20 protein-coding genes are annotated in these 24,670 nt (G+C 38.8%); 14 read left to right on the forward strand and 6 right to left on the reverse strand.

All coding sequences use genetic code 11. The annotated features are described in order from the left end of the window. Positions 1–129 precede the first annotated feature (129 nt). From B5X76_RS14815 to B5X76_RS14830, 4 genes are all read left to right on the forward strand, one after another. Positions 130–822, forward strand: coding sequence for a hypothetical protein (locus tag B5X76_RS14815; protein WP_245801059.1), 693 nt, complete (start codon positions 130–132; stop codon positions 820–822). A 26-nt stretch (positions 823–848) separates the two neighbouring features. Further along, positions 849–2,837 (forward strand): hypothetical protein, encoded by a 1,989-nt coding sequence (locus B5X76_RS14820; protein ID WP_079644203.1) that lies wholly within the window; start codon positions 849–851, stop codon positions 2,835–2,837. Further along, positions 2,837–4,153, forward strand: a complete 1,317-nt coding sequence (locus tag B5X76_RS14825; RefSeq protein WP_079644205.1) for a hypothetical protein — start codon at positions 2,837–2,839, stop codon at positions 4,151–4,153. The genes B5X76_RS14820 and B5X76_RS14825 overlap by 1 nt, the downstream gene beginning before the upstream one ends. Positions 4,154–4,327: 174 nt before the next feature. Next, complete coding sequence (locus B5X76_RS14830; protein ID WP_217699664.1) at positions 4,328–4,687, forward strand: GyrI-like domain-containing protein; 360 nt, start codon at positions 4,328–4,330, stop codon at positions 4,685–4,687. A gap of 206 nt (positions 4,688–4,893) precedes the next feature. Here the strand turns inward: B5X76_RS14830 and B5X76_RS14835 are convergent, their stop codons facing one another. From B5X76_RS14835 to B5X76_RS14855, 5 genes are all read right to left on the reverse strand, one after another. Next, positions 4,894–5,583, reverse strand: coding sequence for a leucyl/phenylalanyl-tRNA--protein transferase (locus B5X76_RS14835; RefSeq protein ID WP_176141097.1), 690 nt, complete (start codon positions 5,581–5,583; stop codon positions 4,894–4,896). A gap of 321 nt (positions 5,584–5,904) precedes the next feature. Beyond that, positions 5,905–6,936: an ACR3 family arsenite efflux transporter gene (arsB, locus tag B5X76_RS14840; protein ID WP_079644209.1), complete on the reverse strand. Its 1,032-nt coding sequence runs from the start codon at positions 6,934–6,936 to the stop codon at positions 5,905–5,907. A gap of 8 nt (positions 6,937–6,944) precedes the next feature. Beyond that, positions 6,945–7,553 carry an arsenate-mycothiol transferase ArsC gene (locus tag B5X76_RS14845; RefSeq protein ID WP_079644211.1) on the reverse strand — a complete coding sequence of 203 codons (609 nt, stop codon included), beginning with the start codon at positions 7,551–7,553 and terminating at the stop codon, positions 6,945–6,947. An 11-nt stretch (positions 7,554–7,564) separates the two neighbouring features. After that, a complete protein-coding gene (locus B5X76_RS14850; RefSeq protein ID WP_079644213.1) occupies positions 7,565–8,020 on the reverse strand; it encodes a DUF6428 family protein in 456 nt (151 codons plus the stop codon). A 99-nt stretch (positions 8,021–8,119) separates the two neighbouring features. Continuing rightward, entirely contained in the window at positions 8,120–8,446 is a 327-nt protein-coding gene (locus tag B5X76_RS14855) for an ArsR/SmtB family transcription factor (protein WP_079644337.1), read from the reverse strand. Positions 8,447–8,677: 231 nt separating this feature from the next. Here B5X76_RS14855 and B5X76_RS14860 point away from each other — a divergent pair, with 231 nt between their 5' ends. Beyond that, positions 8,678–9,232, forward strand: a complete 555-nt coding sequence (locus B5X76_RS14860; RefSeq protein ID WP_079644215.1) for a lipocalin family protein — start codon at positions 8,678–8,680, stop codon at positions 9,230–9,232. Between the two features lie 235 nt (positions 9,233–9,467). Here B5X76_RS14860 and B5X76_RS14865 read toward each other — a convergent pair whose 3' ends face one another. Then, positions 9,468–10,775: a mechanosensitive ion channel family protein gene (locus tag B5X76_RS14865; protein ID WP_079644217.1), complete on the reverse strand. Its 1,308-nt coding sequence runs from the start codon at positions 10,773–10,775 to the stop codon at positions 9,468–9,470. 180 nt (positions 10,776–10,955) lie between these two features. Between B5X76_RS14865 and B5X76_RS14870 the strand changes: the two genes are divergently transcribed. The 9 genes from B5X76_RS14870 to B5X76_RS14910 all read left to right on the forward strand — a co-directional run bounded on the left by B5X76_RS14870 (position 10,956) and on the right by B5X76_RS14910 (position 24,483). Further along, a complete protein-coding gene (locus B5X76_RS14870; RefSeq protein WP_079644219.1) occupies positions 10,956–11,945 on the forward strand; it encodes an NAD(P)H-dependent glycerol-3-phosphate dehydrogenase in 990 nt (329 codons plus the stop codon). Position 11,946: 1 nt separating this feature from the next. Beyond that, on the forward strand, positions 11,947–14,190 hold the full coding sequence (gene ggpS, locus B5X76_RS14875; protein ID WP_079644220.1) for a glucosylglycerol-phosphate synthase: 2,244 nt from the start codon (positions 11,947–11,949) through the stop codon (positions 14,188–14,190). Between the two features lie 50 nt (positions 14,191–14,240). Continuing rightward, a complete protein-coding gene (locus tag B5X76_RS14880) occupies positions 14,241–15,098 on the forward strand; it encodes a helix-turn-helix domain-containing protein (RefSeq protein ID WP_079644222.1) in 858 nt (285 codons plus the stop codon). A gap of 131 nt (positions 15,099–15,229) precedes the next feature. Beyond that, the gene (locus B5X76_RS14885) at positions 15,230–16,612 is read left to right on the forward strand and encodes a TrkH family potassium uptake protein (protein ID WP_079644224.1); all 1,383 of its coding nucleotides are present in this window, start codon (positions 15,230–15,232) and stop codon (positions 16,610–16,612) included. 4 nt (positions 16,613–16,616) lie between these two features. Beyond that, positions 16,617–17,294: a potassium channel family protein gene (locus tag B5X76_RS14890; protein WP_079644225.1), complete on the forward strand. Its 678-nt coding sequence runs from the start codon at positions 16,617–16,619 to the stop codon at positions 17,292–17,294. A 346-nt stretch (positions 17,295–17,640) separates the two neighbouring features. Continuing rightward, positions 17,641–18,867: a glycoside hydrolase family 88 protein gene (locus B5X76_RS14895; protein WP_245801060.1), complete on the forward strand. Its 1,227-nt coding sequence runs from the start codon at positions 17,641–17,643 to the stop codon at positions 18,865–18,867. Positions 18,868–18,989: 122 nt separating this feature from the next. Next, on the forward strand, positions 18,990–19,568 hold the full coding sequence (locus B5X76_RS14900; protein WP_079644229.1) for an RNA polymerase sigma factor: 579 nt from the start codon (positions 18,990–18,992) through the stop codon (positions 19,566–19,568). Between the two features lie 85 nt (positions 19,569–19,653). Next, entirely contained in the window at positions 19,654–20,829 is a 1,176-nt protein-coding gene (locus B5X76_RS14905) for a FecR family protein (protein ID WP_079644231.1), read from the forward strand. A gap of 249 nt (positions 20,830–21,078) precedes the next feature. Next, complete coding sequence (locus B5X76_RS14910; protein WP_217699665.1) at positions 21,079–24,483, forward strand: TonB-dependent receptor; 3,405 nt, start codon at positions 21,079–21,081, stop codon at positions 24,481–24,483. The last annotated feature ends 187 nt before the right edge of the window (positions 24,484–24,670 follow it).

Raw genomic sequence — 24,670 nt, forward strand, 5'->3', positions numbered from 1 at the left:
ATGAAATATTCATTTTTGAAAAAACGAATACAGATGAATATTCCATATGACAACTGAAAATCAAACCGATCCGCCAGCTGGCGGATCATCGAAGATAATTATACACATATGAATTTAAGAAATTAAGATATGACCAACACCAAAATAATAGGACGTAAGCTCTTCGTTTTCTTTTTGTTTTTTAGTACTGTTTTTAGCTTAACCAGCTGTTTTGATGTAGTCGAAGAGATTTACCTCAAATCGAATGGAGCAGGAGACATTAAAGCGACATTCAACTTAAGCAAGAGTAAGATCAAAGCCGCCTCTTTAATGAAATTAGATAAAGTTGACGGTGTGAAAGTACCTTCTAAGACCGAAATACAAAGTGAAATGAATGACGTGGTGAAGATTTTGAGACAGACACCAGGTATCTCGAATGTTAAACACAGCTTAGATTTTAGTAATTTTATCGGCACGTTGTCCTGCGATTTTACCAATGTGACAGCTTTAAATAGCTTTACAAAGACCCTTTCTACACATTTTAAAACTAAAATATCCAGTTACTCCAGTTATTCCTACGATCCGAAGACAAAGGTATTTGCCCGTAGTTACACGCACAGCACTGAAGCGAAGAATGGATTGGCCAAGTTAAAAGCAGAAAACCAAAAATCATTTGCAGACGCTTATTTTACCAGTATTTATAGATTTCAAGATAATGTGATCAAACAAGACAATAAAGCAGGGAGAGTCGCCGACAACAAAAAAGCCGTTATGATGAAGGTCGGCGTTTTGGATCTGGTAAATGGAAACGTCGGTCTATCCAATAAAATAACTTTAAAATAAACGCTTAACAACTTTATATTTTATATATGTATTTACACAAATTTGCCGCACTGATTTTCGGCTTGTTCATTACAGTGTCTCTGAGCGCTCAGGATCTGATTCGAAAAGTGCCCCACGATGCTACTGTGGTTGTGACCTTCAATAACAAAGCTGTATTCGATCATTTAAATATTGCTGATGTCAATCTTACGTTGACACGTCTAGGTTTCTTTGATAAGATTAATGGCGACGATATGCTTAAGACTTCAAAAATTGAAGATCTGGGCATCGATTTCAAATCCAAAGCCTATGCCTACGTACGTGGTACCGATAGTATTCAATATATAGGAGCATTGATTCCGCTTGCTAATCGGAGTCAGTTTGAAGCGATCATACCTAAGCATAAAAAAGTAGAAATAGTAAACTCTCTTCCTACAATTTATTCTACGGATAGATCTATGCGTTTAAGCTGGGATGACAATACGGTCTATATATTGGGAGGTTTGGCGATGGATTATTATTTCCGTAAAGAAGAGGTTATCAATCGTTACGGTTTGATTTCAACGGGTTACGATGCTTATGAGGCCGAGTATGCCGAAGAAGCATTAGTCGATTCGGCTGCAACCGATTGGGATGCCTATGATTTCGATTCAGCTGCGGTAGACTCAGCGGTTGCCTCTGTGGAGGTGGAAGAAGAGGAAGAAGAATTGCTTGTGCCAGTTGGTCCTCCGATGTTGGCAGATGCGGCAATAGATACACTGGAAGAGGATGAGTATGCCATTGTTGATTCCATTTTGGAACAAGATGAATATTCCGATGATTACTATTCCGTATACGATAGCATCAATAGACATAATGATTCGATAAAGAACGTACTTGTAAAGCAATGGGTAAATGCGGAGATGGAACTGGTTTTGGCCGGACATTACAAGTCTTTTGATGCAAAGCGTTTACCGAAATTAGATGCAAATACGATTGCGCATATCCATGCAAAAGATGTATTCTCCTACTATAAATACCTTTATCCAGAAGAAGCGATTAGTGAGTTGTTTGGAGTCAAACCTAAATTCGACTATGGTATAGAAGGAATGGATGCTAGTGTTGTCGTACAAGGCAATAAATTAAAGTTTATTGGTTCGGCTACACTTGATAAAGACATGGCATCTTACTATAAGGCAATTTACAATAAGAAGCTAAACCCTAAGTTTTATCCATTCCTGGAAAAAGATGCTTTGGGTTTCTTTTCTTTCAACCTGAATACAGAAGCCTACATTCAGAATATCCCTAAAATTATGGAGAAGTACTACGGTTCTTTCATGCCGAGGTATTCTAATTTTATCAGTTTAGGAGCCACACTATTTGACGTTGTGTTAGATCAGAAGGCGATTGGAAAAGTTTTCAAAGGGGATAACCTTTTCGTGTTGAATGGTGTCACCAAGGTAGATGTTACCTACACGGATTATGAGTATGATGAAGATTATAATTATACCGAAGTAGAGAAGACTAAGACAGAGACTATACCTCAGTTTTTGTGGATGTTCTCCTCGGATGATACCCGTATCTTTGAAAAATTAATACAGATCGGGGTACAAGAAAATGAATTGCTTGATCACAATGGTATTTACGAAGTTAAGGAAAAAAACAATTCTGGTATTACGGTGTATTTCTTGATTAAACAGGGGATGGTGTTTATCGGTAATGATAAGGATAAAATGGAAGCGATAAACTCAAATCGTGTGACTAGTAAAGGGCACGCTCCATATGTAGCTATGGCCAAAAAGAACAGTTTAAGCTTGTTATTCAATACCAAACGTATTCCTGTTTTATTGGACGATTTAGATATTCCTGTTGAAAGATCTATCGAAGAAACTGTTTCTGATTTACAGCAATATGGAGACTTCTATATGACTTCTCCAGGCGTAAAAGGGAATAGACTAATAGGAGAGATCGGTGTCGAGTTCCCGAATAAAAAAGGAAATGCATTAGCATTCTTATTCGATGTTCTAGATCGATGGTCTTTGAAACTTAAAGAATAATGAAGTTGTTAAAAAAACTCATATTTATAATACTGGGGCTTATCGCATTAATTGCGATAAGCCTTTATCTATTTTTGAAGGTACGTGAGCAGCGTTCTAAAAATATGCTCGTACATTCCGAAAGCGAGTATGTGATGCGTGTTTCAGTGGATAAGATTTTATCGGACATAGCATGGAATGCCATTATGAATCCAGGGTATTATTTGACTAAAGATACCACAAGTAGTACGACTCGTGATAGCGTAAAAAGTTCTGATCTAGGGCTGCATATACCAGCAAGCATCTATCTTTTCGCTTTGAAGGACAGGGAGGCGACATGGTATACTATGTTAGCTGTTGACAACGAGCATAAGTTGCAGACATTCATTAGACAGCGCGTTGTTGGAGATTCTATAGCCATCGAACGCGAGGGCGACAACTGGTGGATTAGTGGTAAAGAGGGTAGAATCTCGGTTTACGGGGATTCAAAGAATGTGTTAGTCGCGCTGAGTCTAGAAAAGACAGATAAAAAACAAGATATGATGGAACTCTGGAACCAAAGTGCAGATCAGATGGTACCGATATCTACTGTTAGCGACTTTAAACTAGACAACAGCTCTGCGGATATACAATGGCAACAGCGGGGTGTTTCGACATCGGGGCTACTGTCATTTAACCAAGGAATGATTGCATCAGAGCTTTCTCTGGCGCATAGCGTTCTTCGGCTGCCGAGCGAAGCCCAAGCGCGGGCATTGCCGACATCAAATGTGTTAAATGTCTATTGTCAGGCAGATTTAAGACCCCTGTTAACCAAGTATAAGGATAATCTGAAACGCTACAATATACCAGTTGATACCCTAGCGCGTTATTATGGAGGTTACCTTGATGTACAATGGCGTAGCGAAGATGTCGTACAGATGGATAGTGTCATTGCTTATGATTATGACGATAATTTTAATCGCATCGAAAAGAAAGAACTTCGGGAAGAATCGGTGCCCAATCTGTTGTTTACGTTCAGTGCATCCCCTCATTTAACATCTTATCTGCCCGAAAGACTGTTTTATAAGTTCTACAAAACCATGGATGGGGATCAGATTGGATTAAGTACCGATGCTCAGGCAAAGAATAATTACCCTTATCACCGTACAGATCATGCGCTTCACATTTCTTATCAGCAAAATGAGGCGGTACAAAGATATCTGGGTTGGATACCTTTGCTGAATAATATTGAGCAGATCTCGATAAGTGGTCGAGGACAGGGACAGGCCAATAGCTTCGATGGTAAAGTTGTGCTGAGCGAAAGAAAAATACACGCACTCTATCAGTTACTAAACTGATAGAGATGTTTTTGAAGAATACAGCAAATAGCTATCAGCACTGCACATAAGCAGTGCTTTTTTGTAGGTCTTGTGTGCACCAACCTAAGGCGCTACTGACATATAGTTGTCATTCGGTGATTCTATATTTGTTACCAAGCAAACGGGCAAATAAGAAGTAATTAATAGATACAAATGATCAATCAGACTATTCAAAAGGTTCACATAGTTGGAATCTCTACCAGAACAATCAATACCAATGGACAATCCGCGATTGATATTGAATCCCTATGGCAAAAATTCTGGACAGAAGAAATTCAGAATCAAATTCCGAATAAAATAAGTGAGGAGATTTATGCCGTTTATACCGATTATGAAACGGATTTCACAGGAGAATACACCACCGTTATAGGTGTGCCAGTACAGTCGTTGGGTGAAATTCCTGAAGGCATGACTGTAATAACCATAGAAGCTGCAACGTACTATAAGATTGTTTCCAAAGGAAAAATGCCTGAAGCCATTGGAAATACTTGGTTAGCAATATGGTCGGATTAGGAACTGGATTCTAGACGAGCCTAAACAGCAGACTTTACAGTACACGGTAGTAAGTACTACGATGGAGATAATGCCGAAGTAGAAACTTATCTTTCCGTAAAAGAACAATAGCTGTTTACAGTTAAATACAAAATCCGAGTCTCCATAGTCGGATTTTGTATTTTTGGGGTTGAAATAGTTAAGATTTTTCAAGTTAGGCGAACGAGCTATAGGGCTAGTTCGGGAATCCTGGAACTGAAAGTAACAGGCGCAGTAATTGCTGGAATTAGTTCCTTCTTAAAATCCGCTTTGGATATGTTGACCGATCCGAATTGGGTAAACCAACTATCGGCAGCCCCGCTGATATGTAACTTAAACCCATCCTCTTTTAGCTTGGTTAGTAAATAACAAAAAGCAACTTTACTGGCATTATCAATCGTTCGGAAAAGGCTCAGGGTTATGAAGTAGCCATTTAAAGACACGCCTAAAACGCCACCAACCAGTTTTCCATCTTGGTAGGTTTCCACGCTATGGGCTATTCCCATTTCATGGAGTTCTAACATGACCTTAATGTATTCTGGTGTTATCCAGGTCGTTGTTTTTTCTCCTCTTGGTTTCGAGCAGTTTATTATCGTCTGTTCAAAATTGCTGTTTAGTCTGATTTCGAATCGCTTATCCGCATCTTGTACTCTGTCTTTTTTTAAACAGCGCAACAGATCATTCCTTATCTTAAAGTCTGCTATAGGTATTATTCCCCTTGGATCAGGATCAAACCAGGTAAAGGTCCTGTTATCATCTACTTTGGGCATAGGGAAAGTGCCTTGTAAAAGCCCCTGAACCATCGTATATGGCGTTAGCTTGGCTTGCGCATAGGCCCAGAATAAAGCTTCTTCTTCTCCGCCCGATAATCTTATCAAACCCGAGTGAAGTACTTTTTGAAATAGTCGGATGGAGGAATGTTTATATTTCCTAGGGATAACAGATGATACTATTTTTCGCAATATTCCCATATTCTATGATCGTATTTAACGGAATGAATAGCTGCCTACTTCTCAAATTTAATAATTTATTCTTCCAAACAAGCAAACAAAGGAATGCTAACGTTTCTTCAACTGTATATTTTTTTTCACAATTGTTTATAAAAAAAGTTAACAGATAGGCTGCCTCCACTCCCTTGTTTGATGGTCTGAGGTATAATTTTCGTTGTTTTCATTATCCCGTAACTTTGGCATAAGATTTTAACTGTAATATTTCTTTTTGAGCCATAAGCTCGCTCTCACGAGGGCAATGAGTACGGGGACTTCTACAAGAGGTCCGATAACGCCAACAAAGGCTTGTGGCGAATGTATACCGAAGACCGCTATGGCTACTGCTATAGCGAGCTCAAAATTATTACCGGTGGCGGTAAAGGATATCGCTGCATTCTTGTCATAGGCTACACCCATAGATTTGTTCATGAAAAAACTGATAAAGAACATCAGAACAAAATAGACCACCAGTGGCACTGCGACTTTCAGGACAAGCATGGGCAACTGTACGATCTGTTCTCCCTTAAGGCTGAACATCAATACTATGGTAAATAATAACGCATATAAGGTAAACGGAGAAATCAAGGGTAGAAATTTACGGGTATACCAATTTTCACCTTTTATCTTTGAAAGATATCGATGGCTAAGAAAGCCCGCTAAAAAAGGAATTCCCAGATATATTAGCACACTTTTGATGACTTCGCTCATCTCGATAGAAATAGCATACTCTGCAAAACCAAAATAAGTAGGCAACACATTGATAAACAACCAGACAAACATACTGTAGAAAAGTATTTGAAAGACACTGTTCAATGCTACAAGTAGGGCTGCGTATTCACGATTTCCTTTTGCCAGGTCATTCCAGACGATCACCATAGCTATGCATCGGGCCAGACCAATGAGGATAACGCCTATCATGTAATCTGGCTCGTTTCTTAAAAAGATAACAGCCAGAATAAACATGAGAATTGGGCCTACCAGCCAGTTGAGTATCAGGGATAAACTAAGTACCTTTTTATCTTTGAACGCTAATGGCAGTAAGTTGTAATTAACCTTGGCCAATGGTGGGTACATCATCACGATCAATCCTATAGCCAATGGAATGTTGGTGGTGCCCATAGATAGTTTATCCATCATATTGGATATTCCAGGAAATATATTTCCGATCAGTACGCCCAGTGCCATAGCTAGAAAGATCCAAAGGGTGAGGTACCGGTCCAGAAACTTCATTTTTACCTGCATAGTTTGTATTATTTAATTTGTGAAAAGACGTAAAATAGTTCTGCAGCTATTTCTAAACTTCGGTTGTAATATACCTCGTCCTGTTGTGGCGTGTTGTCCGACAATTTCGGGTCTTCAAAGGTAATGGGTATCCGCTGCTCAGCACCTGGGATAAAAGGACATCCGCCATCTGCCTGTGAACAGGTCATAATTGCTGCAAAATCAGACTGTGGATTGAATGGATCATCGTATTTTTTGGAAAATCCGATAATTGGCAGCGCATTGATATCGTGCTTCAAGGCATAGATAGGGTTAGCGGCTTCTGAAATAATTTGAACATCCACGCCCTGATTCCGGAGTGTGTCGGCGATTTTTGGAAATAATGCCGTCTCTTCCGTACCCCCAGAATAACAATATACATTTGGTACCTGATAGTGTGCTGCCGCAATCTGTGCCCATACCTGGCATAGGTGGCTGCGTCTCGAATTGTGCGTGCATATAAAGTTGAGGTTTATATCTTTGCCCAAATCCAGTCTATGCTGAATGTATTCAACCAAAGGACGTAAAATAGCATTACGCCCTTGGCTGATCTCCAATTTCTGAATGAACGAAATAGTATCGGTTAACTTTGAATACATAATAGATTTTTTTAACAACAGCCGGAGCCTGGTGTACAACTATTTGAATTAGATTCGACCACGTTCAAACGACTCGGTATTCCACAGGCGTCTTCTGCTAAGCAAGCTGTGGTTTTACTCGTTAGAATAAAATGCTTACCATTAAAGTCCAATCCATATTTGCCTATGGTGCCGCTCTGGTACTCGACTTCAATCTCGTAGTCGCCAATGTTTAAGGTCTTTTCAGATAGTTCGATAATGCGTAATAATTTTCCCGGTTTCAACCTGTGCTCGTAGTCGTCTGCATTCCATAATTGGAAATTGACGGTGTTTTCGGTTCGTGTCACACCACCACAATCAATAAAGTGTTTATTGATTTGGCCGACTTCGGTCACATGGAAATGTTCGGGCACAAAAGAGCCGTCTTCCAATTGAAAAGCTACATTCTCCAGTGTAGGTAGGATTGTTTTGATTTCTGATAGTTTCATCGTGTTTTAAATTTAAGTATCGTTATATTACGATATATGTAAACAAAAAAAAGCAAGAGCAAAATAGACTGTTCATATTCATTTGTTTATGAATCAAGTCTAACAGCATTTTGTACTACTTGCTGAAATTATTATAGCTGCAAAATATTGTTTCAATACGGCAAACGTCGACTCTTCTATGCAGTAGCATATAGATGTACCTTCAATGCTACCTTTAATGAGACCTGCGTTTTTTAATTCCTTAAGATGTTGTGATATGGTCGACTGAGCCAAAGGCAGTTCATCTACAATATCACTGCAGATGCATGCATTAACTTTTAGAAGATGTTCTATTATCGCAATACGTGCAGGGTGTCCCAATGCCTTTGCAATGTTGGCAATCCTATTTTGCTGATCGGTAAAGTGATTTGTTTTACTTACGCCCATAGTATCTTTATATATCGCAATATTACGATATATAGTCGAGCAATCAAAATAAATTTTAATTGCTATCATTTCCCGGACTAATTAATATATTTAGATTTGGGCTACATTTTATATTCTATAACATAAATATCTCGAGCAAAATCAAATCAATACCTATGTCATTATCGGACAACTATTTTTTCAATAGACTGTTATTGTACATAGGATGGATTTTATCAAAAAATAAAAGCGATGGAAAATATTAAGAAATTACTTAATGATATACGAACCAATATAGTTGTTGCTTTAACAATTCTAATTCTGTTAAACGCGTGCGCGCCCGTAAAAGTCCCAGATTATGCAACACCCGTGACCAATTTTGATCTCAATAAATACGTGGGTAAATGGTATGAAATAGCCCGTTTGGACTTTAAACATGAAAAGGATTTAAATAACGTAACAGCCGAATATACTTTACAGGAAGATGGCTCCGTAAAGGTGCTCAATAGGGGGTACAACTATAAGAAGAATAACTGGGAAGAAGCAAAAGGTAAGGCCAAGTTTTTAGGAGGCACTAGTCTCGGTGCACTGAAAGTCTCTTTTTTCGGGCCTTTTTATGCCGGTTATAATGTCGTGGCATTGGATGAGGATTATAATTATGCACTTGTATTTGGGCAAAAGACAGCGTATATGTGGATATTGTCGCGAGAGAAAACAATTCCTGATTCTATAAGGACGCGATATGTGGAAAAGGCAAAAGCTGCTGGATACAATGTCGAAAATCTAGTATGGACCGAGCATGACTAAGACTAGTTAGCGCAGATATCCCCCTGTCATCTGATCCAAAGTTGAGCATATGGCTCGCCAGTGGCGGATAAATAATCCAGACCAGTATGTTGACAATGGGTTACAAAGGTTATCTTACGTCTACATACAATGGCAAGGAATTAAAATGGTTTAGAACAATCTGTTAGTTCCAGTTTTGTGATTTTCGTGAGTGTTCCCGCTTACAGACTAAAATCCACAGATTAGATTATTTTATTTATACTTTTTTCTGTTGAACCATAAGCAAACGTAGGTCATCTGAAGCTGGAAGTTCGAATATTTCCAATTTGAAGAATTTGATGGCAGCAAGTAAATGATCGAAAATATCTGCCATAGTATTTTCAAAATAAGACCATTGTGTACCTTTTGTAAACATATAAAGTTCCAGTGGGAGTCCGTATTCCGTCGGAGCCAGTTGGCGAACCAGAAGTGTTAATTCCTGATGAATATTTGGATTGTGTTTGGCATGCGCTAGTACGTATGCCCTGAACAAACCGATATTTGTCATCCGTCTGCCGTTGACTGGAGAAGAAATGTCCGTATTCCATTGCTTATTATAAGCTGCTATTTCCTGTTCACGCTGATTGATATAAGGTTCTAGCAATTTTATTTTTTTTAACGCTATTATTTCGTCTTCGTTAAGATATCTAATGGAGGATATTTTGATATTTAAAGCACGTTTTATGCGTCTACCTCCCGTTTCCTGCATTCCTCGGTAGTTTTTGAATGAGTCGCTTAGCAAAGTGTAAGTTGGAATAGTTACAATAGTTTTATCCCAGTTTTGGATTTTGACATTATTGAGGTTGATTTGCAAAACGTCGCCGTCTACTCCATATTTTGGCATTTCTATCCAATCGCCTACACGAACAGAATCGTTTGCAGATACCTGAATACTCGCTACAAAACCCAATATAGTATCTTTAAAGACTAACATCAATATGGCTGAAGCTGCACCGAGAGAAACCAAAAATGACCATGGAGAATTGCCTGTCAATAGTGAAATTACTAACGTCCCAAGTATAAAGATCAAAAATATCTGTATAACCTGTAAATAGCTGTCAATGGGTTTGTCTTTAAAAGCTTTAGAAGAACGTAGTATGTCCCTACAGGTCTTCAGTAAACTGTTTGACAAGCTATATATTGCTAAAATAATCAGCAAGTTAAGTAGCTTTTCCAATGAGGAAGCCAATAATGGAAATCCTAAAAAAATAAATAGCAATACTTGTCTAGATATTATTGTGATAAGTATTCGGCTTATATGGATATGCACCTTATTCTGTAAGACAAAGTCATCCCATTCATTCGAAGTCTTTTTTACAATTTTGTTTAGTGCAGTATATAGGAATTTGCGTAAAACGTAGTCAATAATAACCAAGCACAATATGGAAGTAACAAATAGGCTGCCCGCAGTAATGATATGTGTTTGCTGTACCGATAAACCTATCTGATCAAAAAGATCAAAAATGTACTGATAAACTGAACTGGAATATTGTTCATTGAAGTTGAGTAAATCTAAATTTTTCATATGAACTCACAAAATTACAAAAAAATAAATTAACTATTGATTACTTGTTTATAGTGTTGTTTTGTAGTGTTTGAAGGGTTTTATTTGTTTAATGGTTAAAATTTTTATATATTTGTATCGCAATAGATAAAACCAGTATGCAGAAATCCTAGTTTCTGCTTCTTAAAAACCCCCAATAATTTGAATGAGATTAGTGTTATAGGTGGCGGGAGTTGGGCTACGGCCCTGGTGAAAATTTTAACGGAGAATAACATCTCGGTAAATTGGTATCTGAGGAGAGCTGAGCAGGCCTTTGCGATTACCACGGATGGTGTAAATCCTGACTACCTATCTTTTTTAAAACTTGAAAATACCCGTATCTACGCATCGCATGATCTGGATGAGGTCATCGATCGTTCAGATGTTCTGCTCTTTGTTGTGCCCAGTGCGTATTTACCCCTTCTATGTTCTTTAATTGACAAAGAAAAGGTTTCAGATAAGTTTGTGATAAGCTCCATCAAGGGAATGGTAGGCGAGAGCAATATGCTTCCAAGCTCCTATTTAGCGAGTTGTTTTGATCTTACACCTTTTCAGCAATGTATAATTGCAGGGCCATGTCATGCTGAGGAAATCGCCAGAAATAAAAAGACCTATATGACCTTATGCGGTACAAACGAAGGTTTCATTGAACAGATCTCAAATTGGTTTAATAGCGGTTATATACAGGTCAATGCAAGTAAAGACATGGTAGGCGTGGAATATGCAGCAATCTATAAAAATGTTGTCGGTATCGCTTGTGGAATGGCAGAGGGGCTACATTATGGCGATAATTTTATTGCTGTATTAATGGCCAATGCGATCCATGAATTGAATCTTTTACTTGATGCGCTGGGAGTAAGGTTTTCAAGATTGGGAATATCCACTTATCTGGGTGATTTATTGGTTACAGGGTATTCACCACATAGTCGCAATAGGACCTTTGGTAAATATTTGGGACGAGGGTATTCAGTTGTGGAGGCGCATGAGATGCTGGGTATGGTCGCTGAAGGATATTTCGCAACAAAAGGTTTGAAAGATACCGTGCTAAAGTTACATCTGGATCTCCCCTTATTAAATACAGCTTATCGAGTACTTTATAACAGGATGTCAGCAATTGATGAATTTAAACTTTTAGAAAGGAATATTAAATAATATGTTATTAGCAACAGATTTAGATGGAACTTTTTTGGGCGGGAAAATGGAAGACCGTCTTAGACTATATAGATTTATAAAGGCGAATCCCGAAATTCAGCTTGTTTTTGTAACAGGCAGGGGGTTGGAGTCAGTATTGCCACTTTTGAGTGATCCACTCATCCCTGCGCCTGATTATATTATAGCGGATGTAGGAGCTACCCTAGTCAATGGACATACGTTGGAATCAATAGAACCACTACAAAGTGAAATTGAGGAGAAATGGCCTAAAACCTATGCTATTCGCTCAGAATTGGAGGAAATATCAGGAATTAGCTATCAGCGGGTTCCGCAACAACGTCGGAGCTCATTTTATTATGGACCGGATTTGGACATGGCTGAGGTGCAACGTGTTGCTAATAAGTATAATTGTGACATCATTACTTCTGCGGATAAATATTTGGATTTATTACCCAAAGGGGTCAATAAAGGGACTACGCTGAAGAAATTGATTGAATTTTTAGATATTTCTGACGATAGTGTCATGGTAGCGGGTGATACCTTAAACGATCTAGCTTTGTTTCAGGTGGGGTTTGGTGGTGTGGCTGTAGGGAAGTCTGAGCCAGAGCTTTTCAATGCAATAGCAAAGATGAAGACTGCTTATCAGGCAGATGTTAGTGGTGCTGGTGGTATATTGGAATATATGGCAGCCCATGCACCATTTCAACTGCTGTTAGCTAATGAGAAAAAGCTATCCCCAAAAATAAAACAAAAGGATACAGAACAATTGGTGATGGTCTATCATCGGTTGCCTTTCGAAAAAGAGGTTGTCGGAGGAAAAAGCATTCGTGTGGCTCCTAAAAGCCCGAACGGTATCATCCCTTCTTTACTTGGATTGTTTGAAAAAGGGAGGTCCGGTCTCTGGATAGGCGAGGAAGTTTTGCAGGATGATAATCTGGTCCCTAATCAATTGGTTGATGAAAATAAATATCCGAATTTGGTTGCGGCTACCATTCCGCTTTCCAAAGAAGATATTGACAAGTTTTATCGTGTTTTTTCGAAGGAAGCGTTCTGGCCGACCATATTTTCATTTGTTGACAAAGCGAAGTTTAATCATGAGGATTGGGAACATTACCTTAAAATAAATAAGATTTTTGCGGATCGTATAGCAAGGGAAGCTGATGAAGGAGCGCTCGTCTGGATACATGAATATAATTTATGGATGGTACCTTCATTTTTGAAAATGATGCGTCCTGATTTAAAAATAGGATTTTTCCACCATACTGCGTTCCCTGCTGCCGATATCTTCAATATAATCCCTTGGCGAAAAGAAATCATCGGAAGTCTTTTACAATGTGACTTTATTAGCTTTCATATCCCTAGGTACGTTGAGAATTTTGTTGACGTAGTCCGGAGTCACACGCCGATTAAGGTGATGGATAAGATTGACGTAGCAAATAGGTTCCGAACCTACAGCTGTGCGCTTGGTGTAGATCAGATGACAAAAGTCATTGAAGTAGATGGCCGGAAGATACGTTTGGGAGCTCAACCTGTCGGCGTAAATTGTGGTCATATTAAACAGATCTTAGCAAAAGAGTCGATTAAGGAACATATTAATACATTTACAAACGCCAAGAATTCAGCAGATGTCAGGCGGATTATATCCATTGAACGATTGGATTATGTCAAGGGACCGTTGGAGAAAATACAGGCATTTGGCGAATTTCTGGAAGAGTATCCTGAGTTTAGGGGAAAGATCGAATTGGTAAATGTTTGCACACCACCGTCTCAGGGGATGACTATCTATGATGAAATCAGGGATCAGGTCAATCAGGCTGTTGGTGAAATCAATGGCAAATATGCAACAATGAACTGGAGTCCTATTCAATATTTTTATCGTGCTTTACCTTTTGAGGAGGTCGTGGAGCAATATGCGTTGAGTGATATTGCGTGGATTACACCCTTACGGGACGGTCTCAATCTAGTGGCAAAAGAATATATAGCAACACATGGCCTTCTTGAGACATCAGGTATACTAATCCTTTCTGAATTTGCTGGAGCATCTGTCGAGTTACCATACGCGATATTGACCAACCCTTATGATCGAAAAGGTATGAAAGAATCTTTATTGAAAGCATTGGTCATGGAACCTGGAGAAGCACAGGTAAGGGCACGGAGATTATATGAATATATTGAACATTACGATATACATTATTGGGGAAAAGACTTTGTGAAAGAGCTGGAAAAATCAGGGAGAACTGAATAAAAAAATAGTGCTTTTTAAGCAAAGTAAATAAAGCCACGGATTAGATATATATGGGAAATAGCAACAATAGTAATGGATATCAAGAAACTTTCAGGCTAAATCACAACTATTACTTTGATAATTTTGCGAACGGAAAGAAATTTTTTGAGTCTACCCAAAGGTGGCTTGATGATACATATTTCTTGATCTTCTTTGGTAGCTCAAATAATACACATCGAGAACAGCACGTCTTGTTATTTTTCAACCTTCAATATTCTCACTTGCAAGAGATGAGTGCGCCTCTTAAAGAAGGGGTTTGTTTTGCCATCCGTTCAGATCTATTCAAAGAATATAGTAGGCGGAATAGACTAAGAGATTTTGGCTTTTTAGAATATTCAATTCAGGAATCTATCATATTGATGGATAGCGATTATGGGCTTATAAAGAATATCTTTGAGTTGATACACCAAGAAACCAAAGCCCCGGCTAGTGATATTCAATCAAGCATACTTGTTGCATACCTTAATTTGCTTTTACGACATATGCAACGGTTTTACCTGCGGTCAATGGAGGATAGGGTAAATGAATTGAGATTGTTATATCAAGATTTTATTAATGATCTGCAGTCTCTTTTTGACACAGAAAGAAAAAGTATGATTATACTTCCCAGCTTAGCATTATTGGCTAAGAAGCTAAGTTGTACTCCTCGATTTCTAAACGATGTGTCTTTAAAAATATCCGAAAATACAGCGCAGCGTCATATTGACAATTTCATTGTTAAGAGAACAAAAGAATTGCTTGCTGAAACAGATTTGTCTGTCGCTGAAATTGCTGAAAAAATGAAGTTCAATCAACCTCAGTCTTTAACTAGGTTGTTTAAAAGGATAACAAGAATCAGCCCGCTGGACTATCGCATTTCTATTATTTAAAGAATTACCTAGTATCAGAAGTTGGTTGTAAATAAGTTATTTTAGCACCAGATTATTAATTTATTTATACGGTAGCTTTAATCTACTCATAAAAAGGGTTTGTTTTTATACTTTTGTTATTAAATTAGCACGTGATTCGAAAACGGTTATTTAATCCTGCTCAACTATTTATTTCCAGCTTTCTGGCACTTATTCTTTTTGGAACCATATTGTTGAAGCTTCCTATTGCGCTACAGCAGCCGCTATCTTGGCTAGATGCTTTATTTACAGCCACCAGTGCAGTCTGTGTCACGGGCTTGGTCGTGGTTGATACAGCTACTCATTTTACGATATGGGGACATGTTTTCATTATGTTACTTATTCAGGCCGGCGGGATTGGTATATTATCATTTGCAGGATTGTTTACGTATTTTCTCAAAGGTGGAAGCAGTTATGAGAACCAATTGGCTATACGTGATTTCTCAAATACCGAGCGTCTGGGAGAAGTATTCGTTCTTTTGAAACGAACTATATTAATCACCTTTGGTATAGAGCTGGTTGGCGCTGCCGCTATTTTCTGGAGTTTGAAAGGCGTAAATAATATTGGATTTCTGGAAAAAGTTTTTACGTCTGTATTCCATGCCGTTTCTTCTTTCTGTAATGCAGGATTTTCTACACTGCCTTTGGGCTTGATGGATAGTACCGTGCTTCATAATTATGGTTTTCAATTGGCCGTAGCATGCATTTATATTTTTGGAGGACTAGGTTTTCCCATTGTTATAAACGTGCTTAAATACTTCAAGCATGTGTTGAATAGATTACTAAAAAAATGGACGTTGAACGAAAACTACTACCGTCCATGGGTCATGACGATCAATAGTAAGATCAATCTGATCACGACGGGATTGATTACAGCTATTGCAACTCTGGTATTGTATATTAATGAATACGGACATGTACTAGCGGGACATGACAAAGTCGGTAAGTGGGTAATAGCTTTTGCTACAGCTACTACACCAAGGACCGCGGGTTTTAATAGTATTGATTTTTCGCATCTTCATTTCTCAAGTATTCTTTTTGTTATGTTGTTGATGTGGATTGGTGCTTCTCCAAACTCTACTGGTGGAGGTATCAAAACCAGCACGTTTGCAGTGGCAGTCCTTAATGTATGGAGCCTGGCCAGAGGCAAAAATAGAACCGATGTCTTTCGTCGAGAGATAGCTACTATTTCTATACAAAGGGCCTTTGCAACGATGTTCTTATCTTTGATCGTGATCGGATTGGCCGTGTTTGGTATTTCTTTTTTTGAACGGGAAAGACCGTTGTTAGATATCGCTTTTGAGTGCTTTTCGGCTTATAGTACGGTTGGATTATCGTTAAATGTTACAGGAGGCCTAATGACGGGCAGCAAAGTGATTTTGGTTCTGCTTATGTTTGTTGGACGAGTAACGATGCTTTCAGTACTGATAGCATTTGTGAAAAAAATAAATTATATACAGTATAGATATGCTCCAGAAGAGCTAACAATATATTAAGAATATGAAGTTTATAATCATAGGTTTAGGTAATTTTGGAGCATCGCTCGCAGAGAAATTAACCATTCAAGGTAATGAAGTAATTGGAGTAGACCGTCGTCTTGAAAAAGTAACTGCGCTTAAAGAGAAGATAACACATACCGTGTGTCTGGATGCCACTGATGAGGTTGCATTCTCTTCTCTGCCACACAAGAATACAGATGTATTTGTGGTAGCTATAGGAGAAGACGAAGGCGCGAATATTATGGTTACGGCATTATGTAAAGAAGCTAATGTTAAAAGGTTGATAAGTAGAGCCGTAAATCGACTACATGAAAAAGTACTGGGCGCTTTGGGCGTATCCGAAATTGCTCATCCGGAGGAAGAATCGGCCGAGCGGTGGTCAAAGCGTTTGTGTATGTCGGGGCTTGTAGATTCATTTGAATTGAATAGCAACTACTCCATTGTGGAGGCTATAGTACCCGAAAAATATGTGGGAAAAACAATACAAGAGATTGGATTTCGTGAACGATATGAACTGCTTGTGCTGACCATCTTAAAAAGTACCGAAAAAGAAACAACATTTGGTAAAAGTGTTGTAACGACTGTTTTGCATGGTATACCCAAGCCCGATACAAAATTAGAAAGAGGAGATATCTTAGCAATTTATGGTTATAATGATCATATAAAGTCATTTTTATAAAATTTCTTTTCTTTAGAAGCTGTTTTTTTATTTCACGGAAATCAAATCATTCCGTTAGAGTATTAAAAAATCTCATCTGTATTAATATATTGCCGGTATATCTCAATTTTCACCGATAGAAATGTTGCGAATAGAAAAGTTAGATATTCTGTCCCTATACGATATTTTTGTGAAATGAAAGTAGCAAGTTGATACTTTCCATGTGGTTCTGCAAAAAAAAGTAAATTTTCTGTGGGACTTTTCAAGACTACTGGGTCATGTTATATAAAGCGGCCTTATAATGGGACGTATTACATGATAAACCAATTTTATGAGAAGGTATTTTTTTTGCTTAAAATTCACTTTTATGGTGCTGATATTGTCGGGATGTCAGAACCAAAAACGGACTGATCCGATTATAAAAGAGAGTTTTGAAGCTGCAGCTCCTCTTTATGATAGTTTGTTGCAGGTAACAGGGAATAATTTTACCGATTATCCCCATTCCTTAAATCCTGATGGATCCTTGAAATTTTTACAGATAGACGAATGGACAGGTGGTTTTTGGCCAGGAATACTATGGTATATGTATGAATATACAAAGGAAAATCATTGGAAAGAGAAAGCACGAGTATGGACCGAATCATTAGAATCTAACCAATATAATACTGCCCATCATGACATTGGTTTTATGATGTTTTGTAGCTACGGCAATGCTTTGCGCTTTGAAGACAACGCGCGATACCGTGATATCTTAATCCAATCAGCCAGCTCACTTTGTGAACGTTATTCGGACACTGTAAAATGTATTCAGTCGTGGAACAGTAGAAAGTCTAAGGGGGATAAAAACGTGTGGGAATATCCGGTAATTATGGATAATATGATGAACCTCGAGTTATTATTTTACGCGGCGAAAGAGACCAAGGATTCCAGTTTCCGAAATATTGCAATAAATCATGCGTTACAAACGCTAGAAAATCACATACGACCTGATTACAGTTCATATCATGTTGTTAACTATGATCCAAAAACAGGAAAGGTGTTACATAAGCAGACTTTGCAAGGGTTTTCCGATCAATCTACCTGGGCCCGCGGGCAAGCGTGGGGGATATACGGATTTACTATGACCTATCGCGAAACAGAAGATACACGTTTCTTAAAGACAGCGGAGGGAATGGCTGATTTTTTTATAAATCATTCCAGATTACCTTCCGATCACATCCCTTTTTGGGATTTCGATGCCGGAGTGGAGGGCTATGTGCCCGACTGGGACTATCGCCCACAACAATTCGCCGAAATACCTAGGGATGCTTCTGCCGCTGCAATAGCAGCATCGGCATTAATAGAATTGTCTAACCTCACGAATGATATAAATAAAAAGGAAACATATAAAAAAACGGCTGTTAATATTTTGCGCACATTGGCTTCCGATCGTTATCGTAATATACAAGGCGATAATCCTTATTTTCTGTTAAAGCACAGCACAGGGAATTTGCCCAGCAACAACGAAGTAGATGTACCTTTGATCTATGCAGACTATTATTATCTGGAAGCGTTGTTACGCTACAATAAACAACTGGATAAAGAGAAAACATAATGGACGATTAGATTTTTTTCAGTAGAAACTACAATTGCTGTATGCCGATTGTAGTTTTTTAGACGATCTGATTATCTTTAATCTTTTATTAAATCTTCGACTATATATAACCTAAAGTAAACATGTCTGAGTCGATATATGAAAAAGCGCTAGAAAACGAACTACTCAAGCAAATGGCTACTGGAGATCGTCTCGCTTTTGATGCGATTTATACCAGGTATTGGGAGCATGCCTTTTCCGCTGCTTACAAGCGGTTGAAAGATATGGAGCTTGCCCAGGATATTGTACAGGATATTTTTTTACAATTATGGTTAAGACGCGAAGAACTCGTTATTGAGAATCTTGGCGCCTATCTTTATATAGCTGTTCGGAACCGGGTATTCAAATGTATGGACAGAGCACAACGGTTTACACCTTTACCCGAATTGTTTGATCAGCTTTTTGCTACCCGAGAGCAGTCAGATACAGAAGTGATACGCAAGGAGTTTTTTGTTTATTATGAAGCTCTTGTAGCCACCCTAAGCCCCTCACAACAGGAGATATTTCGTTTGCGATATCACGACGATCTATCTACATTAGAGATTGCTGATCGTTTAAATATAACCAGAAAGACGGTGCAAAATCAGCTAGGAAAGAGCGTAGCACAACTTCGTCAATCAATGGGACTGCTAATTATTATCCAGTTAATGAAATTCTGGTAAAAAATGAATGTTTACGTGGGACTTTTCTGTCTATTAGGGTCTTATAGGAATAAGGTATTAATAAATACATAACAATTAACCAAATATGGATAGAAAAGATTTTTTGATTTTGCTTCGAAAGTACCGTAAGGGAAAAGCGTCGAAACAAGAAGTAGATTTTTTAATGGCCTACTATCAGCTTTTCGAATCCCAAGAGGATATTTTCGTCCAAATGGAAGCAGAGGAAAAAGATACTTTGGGGAGTGATATCAAAGTCAAAGTGGACGAGTTGATTCGGCAGAAGGAAAAAAAACGAGACTTAAAACAAAGGCCGCTTTGGCATCGATTGCCTTTTGTTGCGCTCCTGGCTGCAATATTTATTTGTGTCGTTCTATTTGCCTATTGGCGTTATGTGCCTGAGAAAAATGATAAAGTTGAGCTTTTGCATGCTAATACAGAAACCATTAGGCCCGGCAGGGACGAAGCAATATTGACATTGGCCGATGGTACCCAACTTATTCTCAACGATGAGATGAATGGTTTTATTTCCCGTCAGTCGGGCGCGGTGGTAGAAAAAACACCGGAGGGAGAACTTATTTATCATGTAAAAGGAAATGGGAAGGTAGTAGAGAATACAATTGAGACGCCTAGGGGAGGGCAGTACCGTTTAGTATTATCAGATGGTACCAAGGTCTGGCTGAATGCAGCGTCATCTATTCGTTTTCCCACTGTATTTGCCGGAAATACCCGGCAGGTCGAAATAAGCGGTGAAGTTTATTTCGAAGTTAAAAGAGATTCCAGCCGCCCTTTTAAAGTGTTATCCGAAAACCAAATGATTGAAGTGTTGGGGACGAATTTTAACGTTAATACGTATAAAGACGAGACGTCCAATAAGACCACACTTTTAGAAGGAAGTATCAGGATTACCAAATTGGATAAGGATAAGCGTCCAATGGCTGATATATCGAAAGTGTTGCATCCCGGGCAGCAGGCACTTCTTTCGCCTGTGAATAACCACATTGTTGTAGAGAATAGTCCAAATGAAGATGCGGTAGCTTGGAAAGATGGGTATTTTAAGTTTAATCGTGATGATCTACAGACTATTATGAGACAGGTCGCGAGGTGGTATGATGTAGAAGTTGAATATCAGGGTGAATTGAGCAAGGATCAATTTGTTGGTGAAATAAAAAGGGGAGAAAATATTGAAGAAGTCTTGCGGATACTTAAACTTAACCGTATTAATGTGAACATAATAGGCCGAAAGGTTATAATTTATAACTAACCATCACAAAACTTAAAATATGAAAACATAAAAAAACACCTGATGGGCTAAGGACAAGAAAAAACCAACCGTGCTGGTAACACGGCTGGTTATATGTTCCAAAAAAATGGAACAGCTTGGATTAACCCATAATTTTTGATCGTACATTTATTAATCCATTAACCCAAACATGACAAACTTATGAATTTTAATGTTTATGGAAAAATCCGGATGTATTTCGGAGTTATCCTCTTCAAACAAATCCTTGTTATGAAACTCATTATATTGCTCACTATTGTTAGCTGTTTTCAGGTAAGCGCCCACAGTTTTTCGCAAACCATAACACTAACAACTAAAAATATGCCGTTGGAAAAGGCATTGATAGCGATAGGCAAACAAAGTAACCACTATTTCTTCTATAAGTATAACGAACTTAAAGATGCAGCACCAGTGTCGTTGGAACTCCGTAATGTCACTTTAGATGAAGCCCTTAAGGCCAGCTTCAAAGGCCAGGGGTTTACTTATACGATTGATAATAAAACCATCGTAGTAAACAAAGTAGGCATTACACCTAGAACAACAACTCCTGTACAGCCTGCCGAAATAAAAGGTAGCGTTTTAGACGAGCAAGGAAAGCCCCTTCAAGGAGCTTCGGTGAAGATAAAAGGGACGAATCTTGGTGCCGTGACTGATGCTAGAGGATTATTTTCCATAGCTACAGATCAAACAAAAATCACCTTATTAGTGAGTTATACGGGATACCAGATTCGAGAGGTAGTTGTTGTAGATCGGACTAATGTCATTGTATCGCTTCGAGAAGAAAATCAAAATTTAAACGAAGTCGTGGTAGTAGGATATGGTGTGCAGCAGCGAAAAGATGTTACAGGTTCCATTAGTTCTATGAATAGTGAAAAGATAAAAAACCAAGTTGTTGTTTCCTTAGATAATGCGATGGCAGGTCAAATGGCCGGAGTACAGGTCAGCCAAGCCACCGGCGCACCTGGAGGAGGTTCTTCGGTAAGGATTAGGGGCGCAGGTTCGTTAAGTGCTGGCAATGATCCGCTCTATGTGATAGACGGATTCCCTATTACCAATGATTTTAACCAAAGCAATAATCCATTAAACACGATTAATCCATCTGACATTGATAATATTCAAGTGTTAAAAGATGCTTCGGCTACAGCCATATATGGTTCTAGAGGATCCAACGGCGTAGTAATCATTACGACTAAATCGGGCAAAAGTGGGGTTTCTCGTATAGACCTCTCTATAAATAGTGGTGTACAAGAGGTAGAAAAGTATTTGGAATTATTGAATGCGAGGGAATATGCATTATATATTAACGAAGCGCGTAATAACGCTTGGGTCAATTCAGGGCCAGGAAGATCTGCTTCCGACCCAAATAGTGTCCGTACCAATAATGTGATGTACCAGTTACCTGAGATGACGAATAATCCAGATGCACTGGGCGAGGGTACGGATTGGCAACGCGAGATTTTTAGGTCGGCGATGATGCACAATTACCAATTGAACTTTTCAGGTGGTAACGAAAAGACCAAATACTTTCTATCCGGTGGCTATCTAGATCAAGAAGGTATTATTCTGAATTCTGACCTAAAGCGTTTCTCTTTCCGCGTAAATGTGGAATCTGATGTGCACAAAAGGATAAAAGTAGGTGCAAATCTAACACCATCCTATACCTTTAACAACCTTGTAAACGCAGAAGGAAACTGGCAAGGCGGAGGTATTGTCCAATCAGCGATAACAGCTGCACCGTTCTTAAGTCCCTACGATGGTCAAGGCAACTATACAAAGATAACGGGATTGGGTATAGGGACTAGCGAGGTCGACAACCCTGTTAAATTGGCTAAGGAATCTTATTTTAAGCAAGGGACTCTCCGTTTGTTAGGGACTGCATTTGCTGAGGTAAACATAATGGATGGTTTAGCATTTAAGACATTAGTTGGAGCAGATGTTCGCAATTTCAGGGAAAATGTTTTCAGTCCGTCCATAGTCAATCCGAATAGTGTAAATGCTACTAAAGTACCGACTGCTACGGCCATTTCTTCAGAAAGCAAAAATTGGTTAGCAGAATTTACCTTGGCTTATCATAAAAAGATGAATAAGCATAGTATCGATGCTTTGGTCGGATATACGGCACAAAAGGAGTACATCGACTTTAGTAGCATGGCAGGAACCAACTTTGCTAATGATAATATAAAAACTATCAATGCTGCTGGCTTAATTACAAATGCACTCACTACACAGGAGGAGTGGGCACTACTTTCGTATTTGGCTCGTGTCAACTACAGTTTTGCCGATCGTTATTTACTTACAGCTACTTTGCGTAGAGATGGCTCTTCGAGGTTTGGGACAGATAACAAGTGGGGCGTTTTTCCTTCAGTATCGGTGGGCTGGCGTTTGTCCGAAGAGGAATTTCTTAATGAAGTCTCTTGGTTAAACGATTTGCGTTTGAGAGCGAGCTACGGCGCGACAGGAAATAATTTCATCAGCAACTACGGTCATATTGGTCTTACAGGTATCGAAAACTATATTTTCGGAGGAAGCGGCGGCGCCTTGATCAATGGAACACGGATCACCAATATCCCGAATAGCATGTTAGGCTGGGAGAAAAATAATCAATTGGATATCGGGTTAGAAACAAGTATTCTTAATAATCGTTTTGCTTTGACCGTAGATTATTATAACAAAAAAACATCTGACCTGTTGCTCAATGTACCTGTTCCTACGTTAACAGGTTATAGCACAGCATTGCAAAATATAGGGAAGATCCAAAACAAAGGCTTGGAGTTTACTTTGACGAGTCGTAACCTTGTAAATGCTTTCAAATGGACGACAGATTTTAATTTGTCTACCAATAGGATTAAGGTGTTAGCACTAGGTTCTGATGGTTCACCGATTATTTCAAGGCAATCCACTTCTGCAAATGCACCAACCCACATCACGCGAATAGATTCAGAGCCGGGTAGTTTCTACGGCTATAAAGTTATTGGGGTATATCAGGATGCGACAGATATTGCCAATAGCCCTATCATCGTGAATGAGTCTAAACCGGGGCAGCTTAAGTTTGAAGATATTGATGGTGATGGGCGCATTACCAGTTCAGATCGTACCATATTGGGAAGCCCCTTTCCTGATTTTACATACGGAATGACCAACACCTTCCAATTCAAGAATATAGATTTCTCCTTTACATTACAAGGCGTTCACGGATTTGAAGTGCTAAACATGGCTCGTCGTTATTATGGTAATTATGCTGGATCATATAACGTCTTGAAAAGCGCTTCCCAAGGATGGCAATCAGCACAGAGTCCAGGCGATGGAAAATCGCCGATGATAGATCGAAACTTTGGAGCTTTCCCGGGTAGCAATTTGGTGAATAATGTTACCTCTGTATTTGTCGAAGAAGGTTCTTATTTGCGACTACGTAACGTTACTTTAGGATACAAACTACCCGCTTCGATTGTTCGGTCAATAGGTATAGCACAGGCTCGGTTGAGTTTTACGGTGCAGAATGCGTATACCTGGACCGATTATGAAGGCTATAACCCTGAGGTTAGTATACAAGGAGGTAGTACGCTAGTTCCTGGTGTAGATGCAGGCGGTTATCCACTAGCCCGCACGTTTATGTTCGGTTTAAATATTGGCTTCTAAAATTTGACTACATGAAATATCCATGTAGCAATGGCTACACAAACACGAATGACCGCAAAGCAGCATGCACACCAATTAAAAACAATTCGTGCATAATATAATTTGGATATTCCATCCCGACAGGTCGGGACAAGTTAATGACCATTGAAAATCAAACCGAGCCTGCGAGCTCATGAAATAATTGTAT

It is taken from the genome of Sphingobacterium nematocida (genome assembly GCF_900168125.1).
Taxonomy (GTDB): Bacteria; Bacteroidota; Bacteroidia; order Sphingobacteriales; family Sphingobacteriaceae; genus Sphingobacterium; species Sphingobacterium nematocida.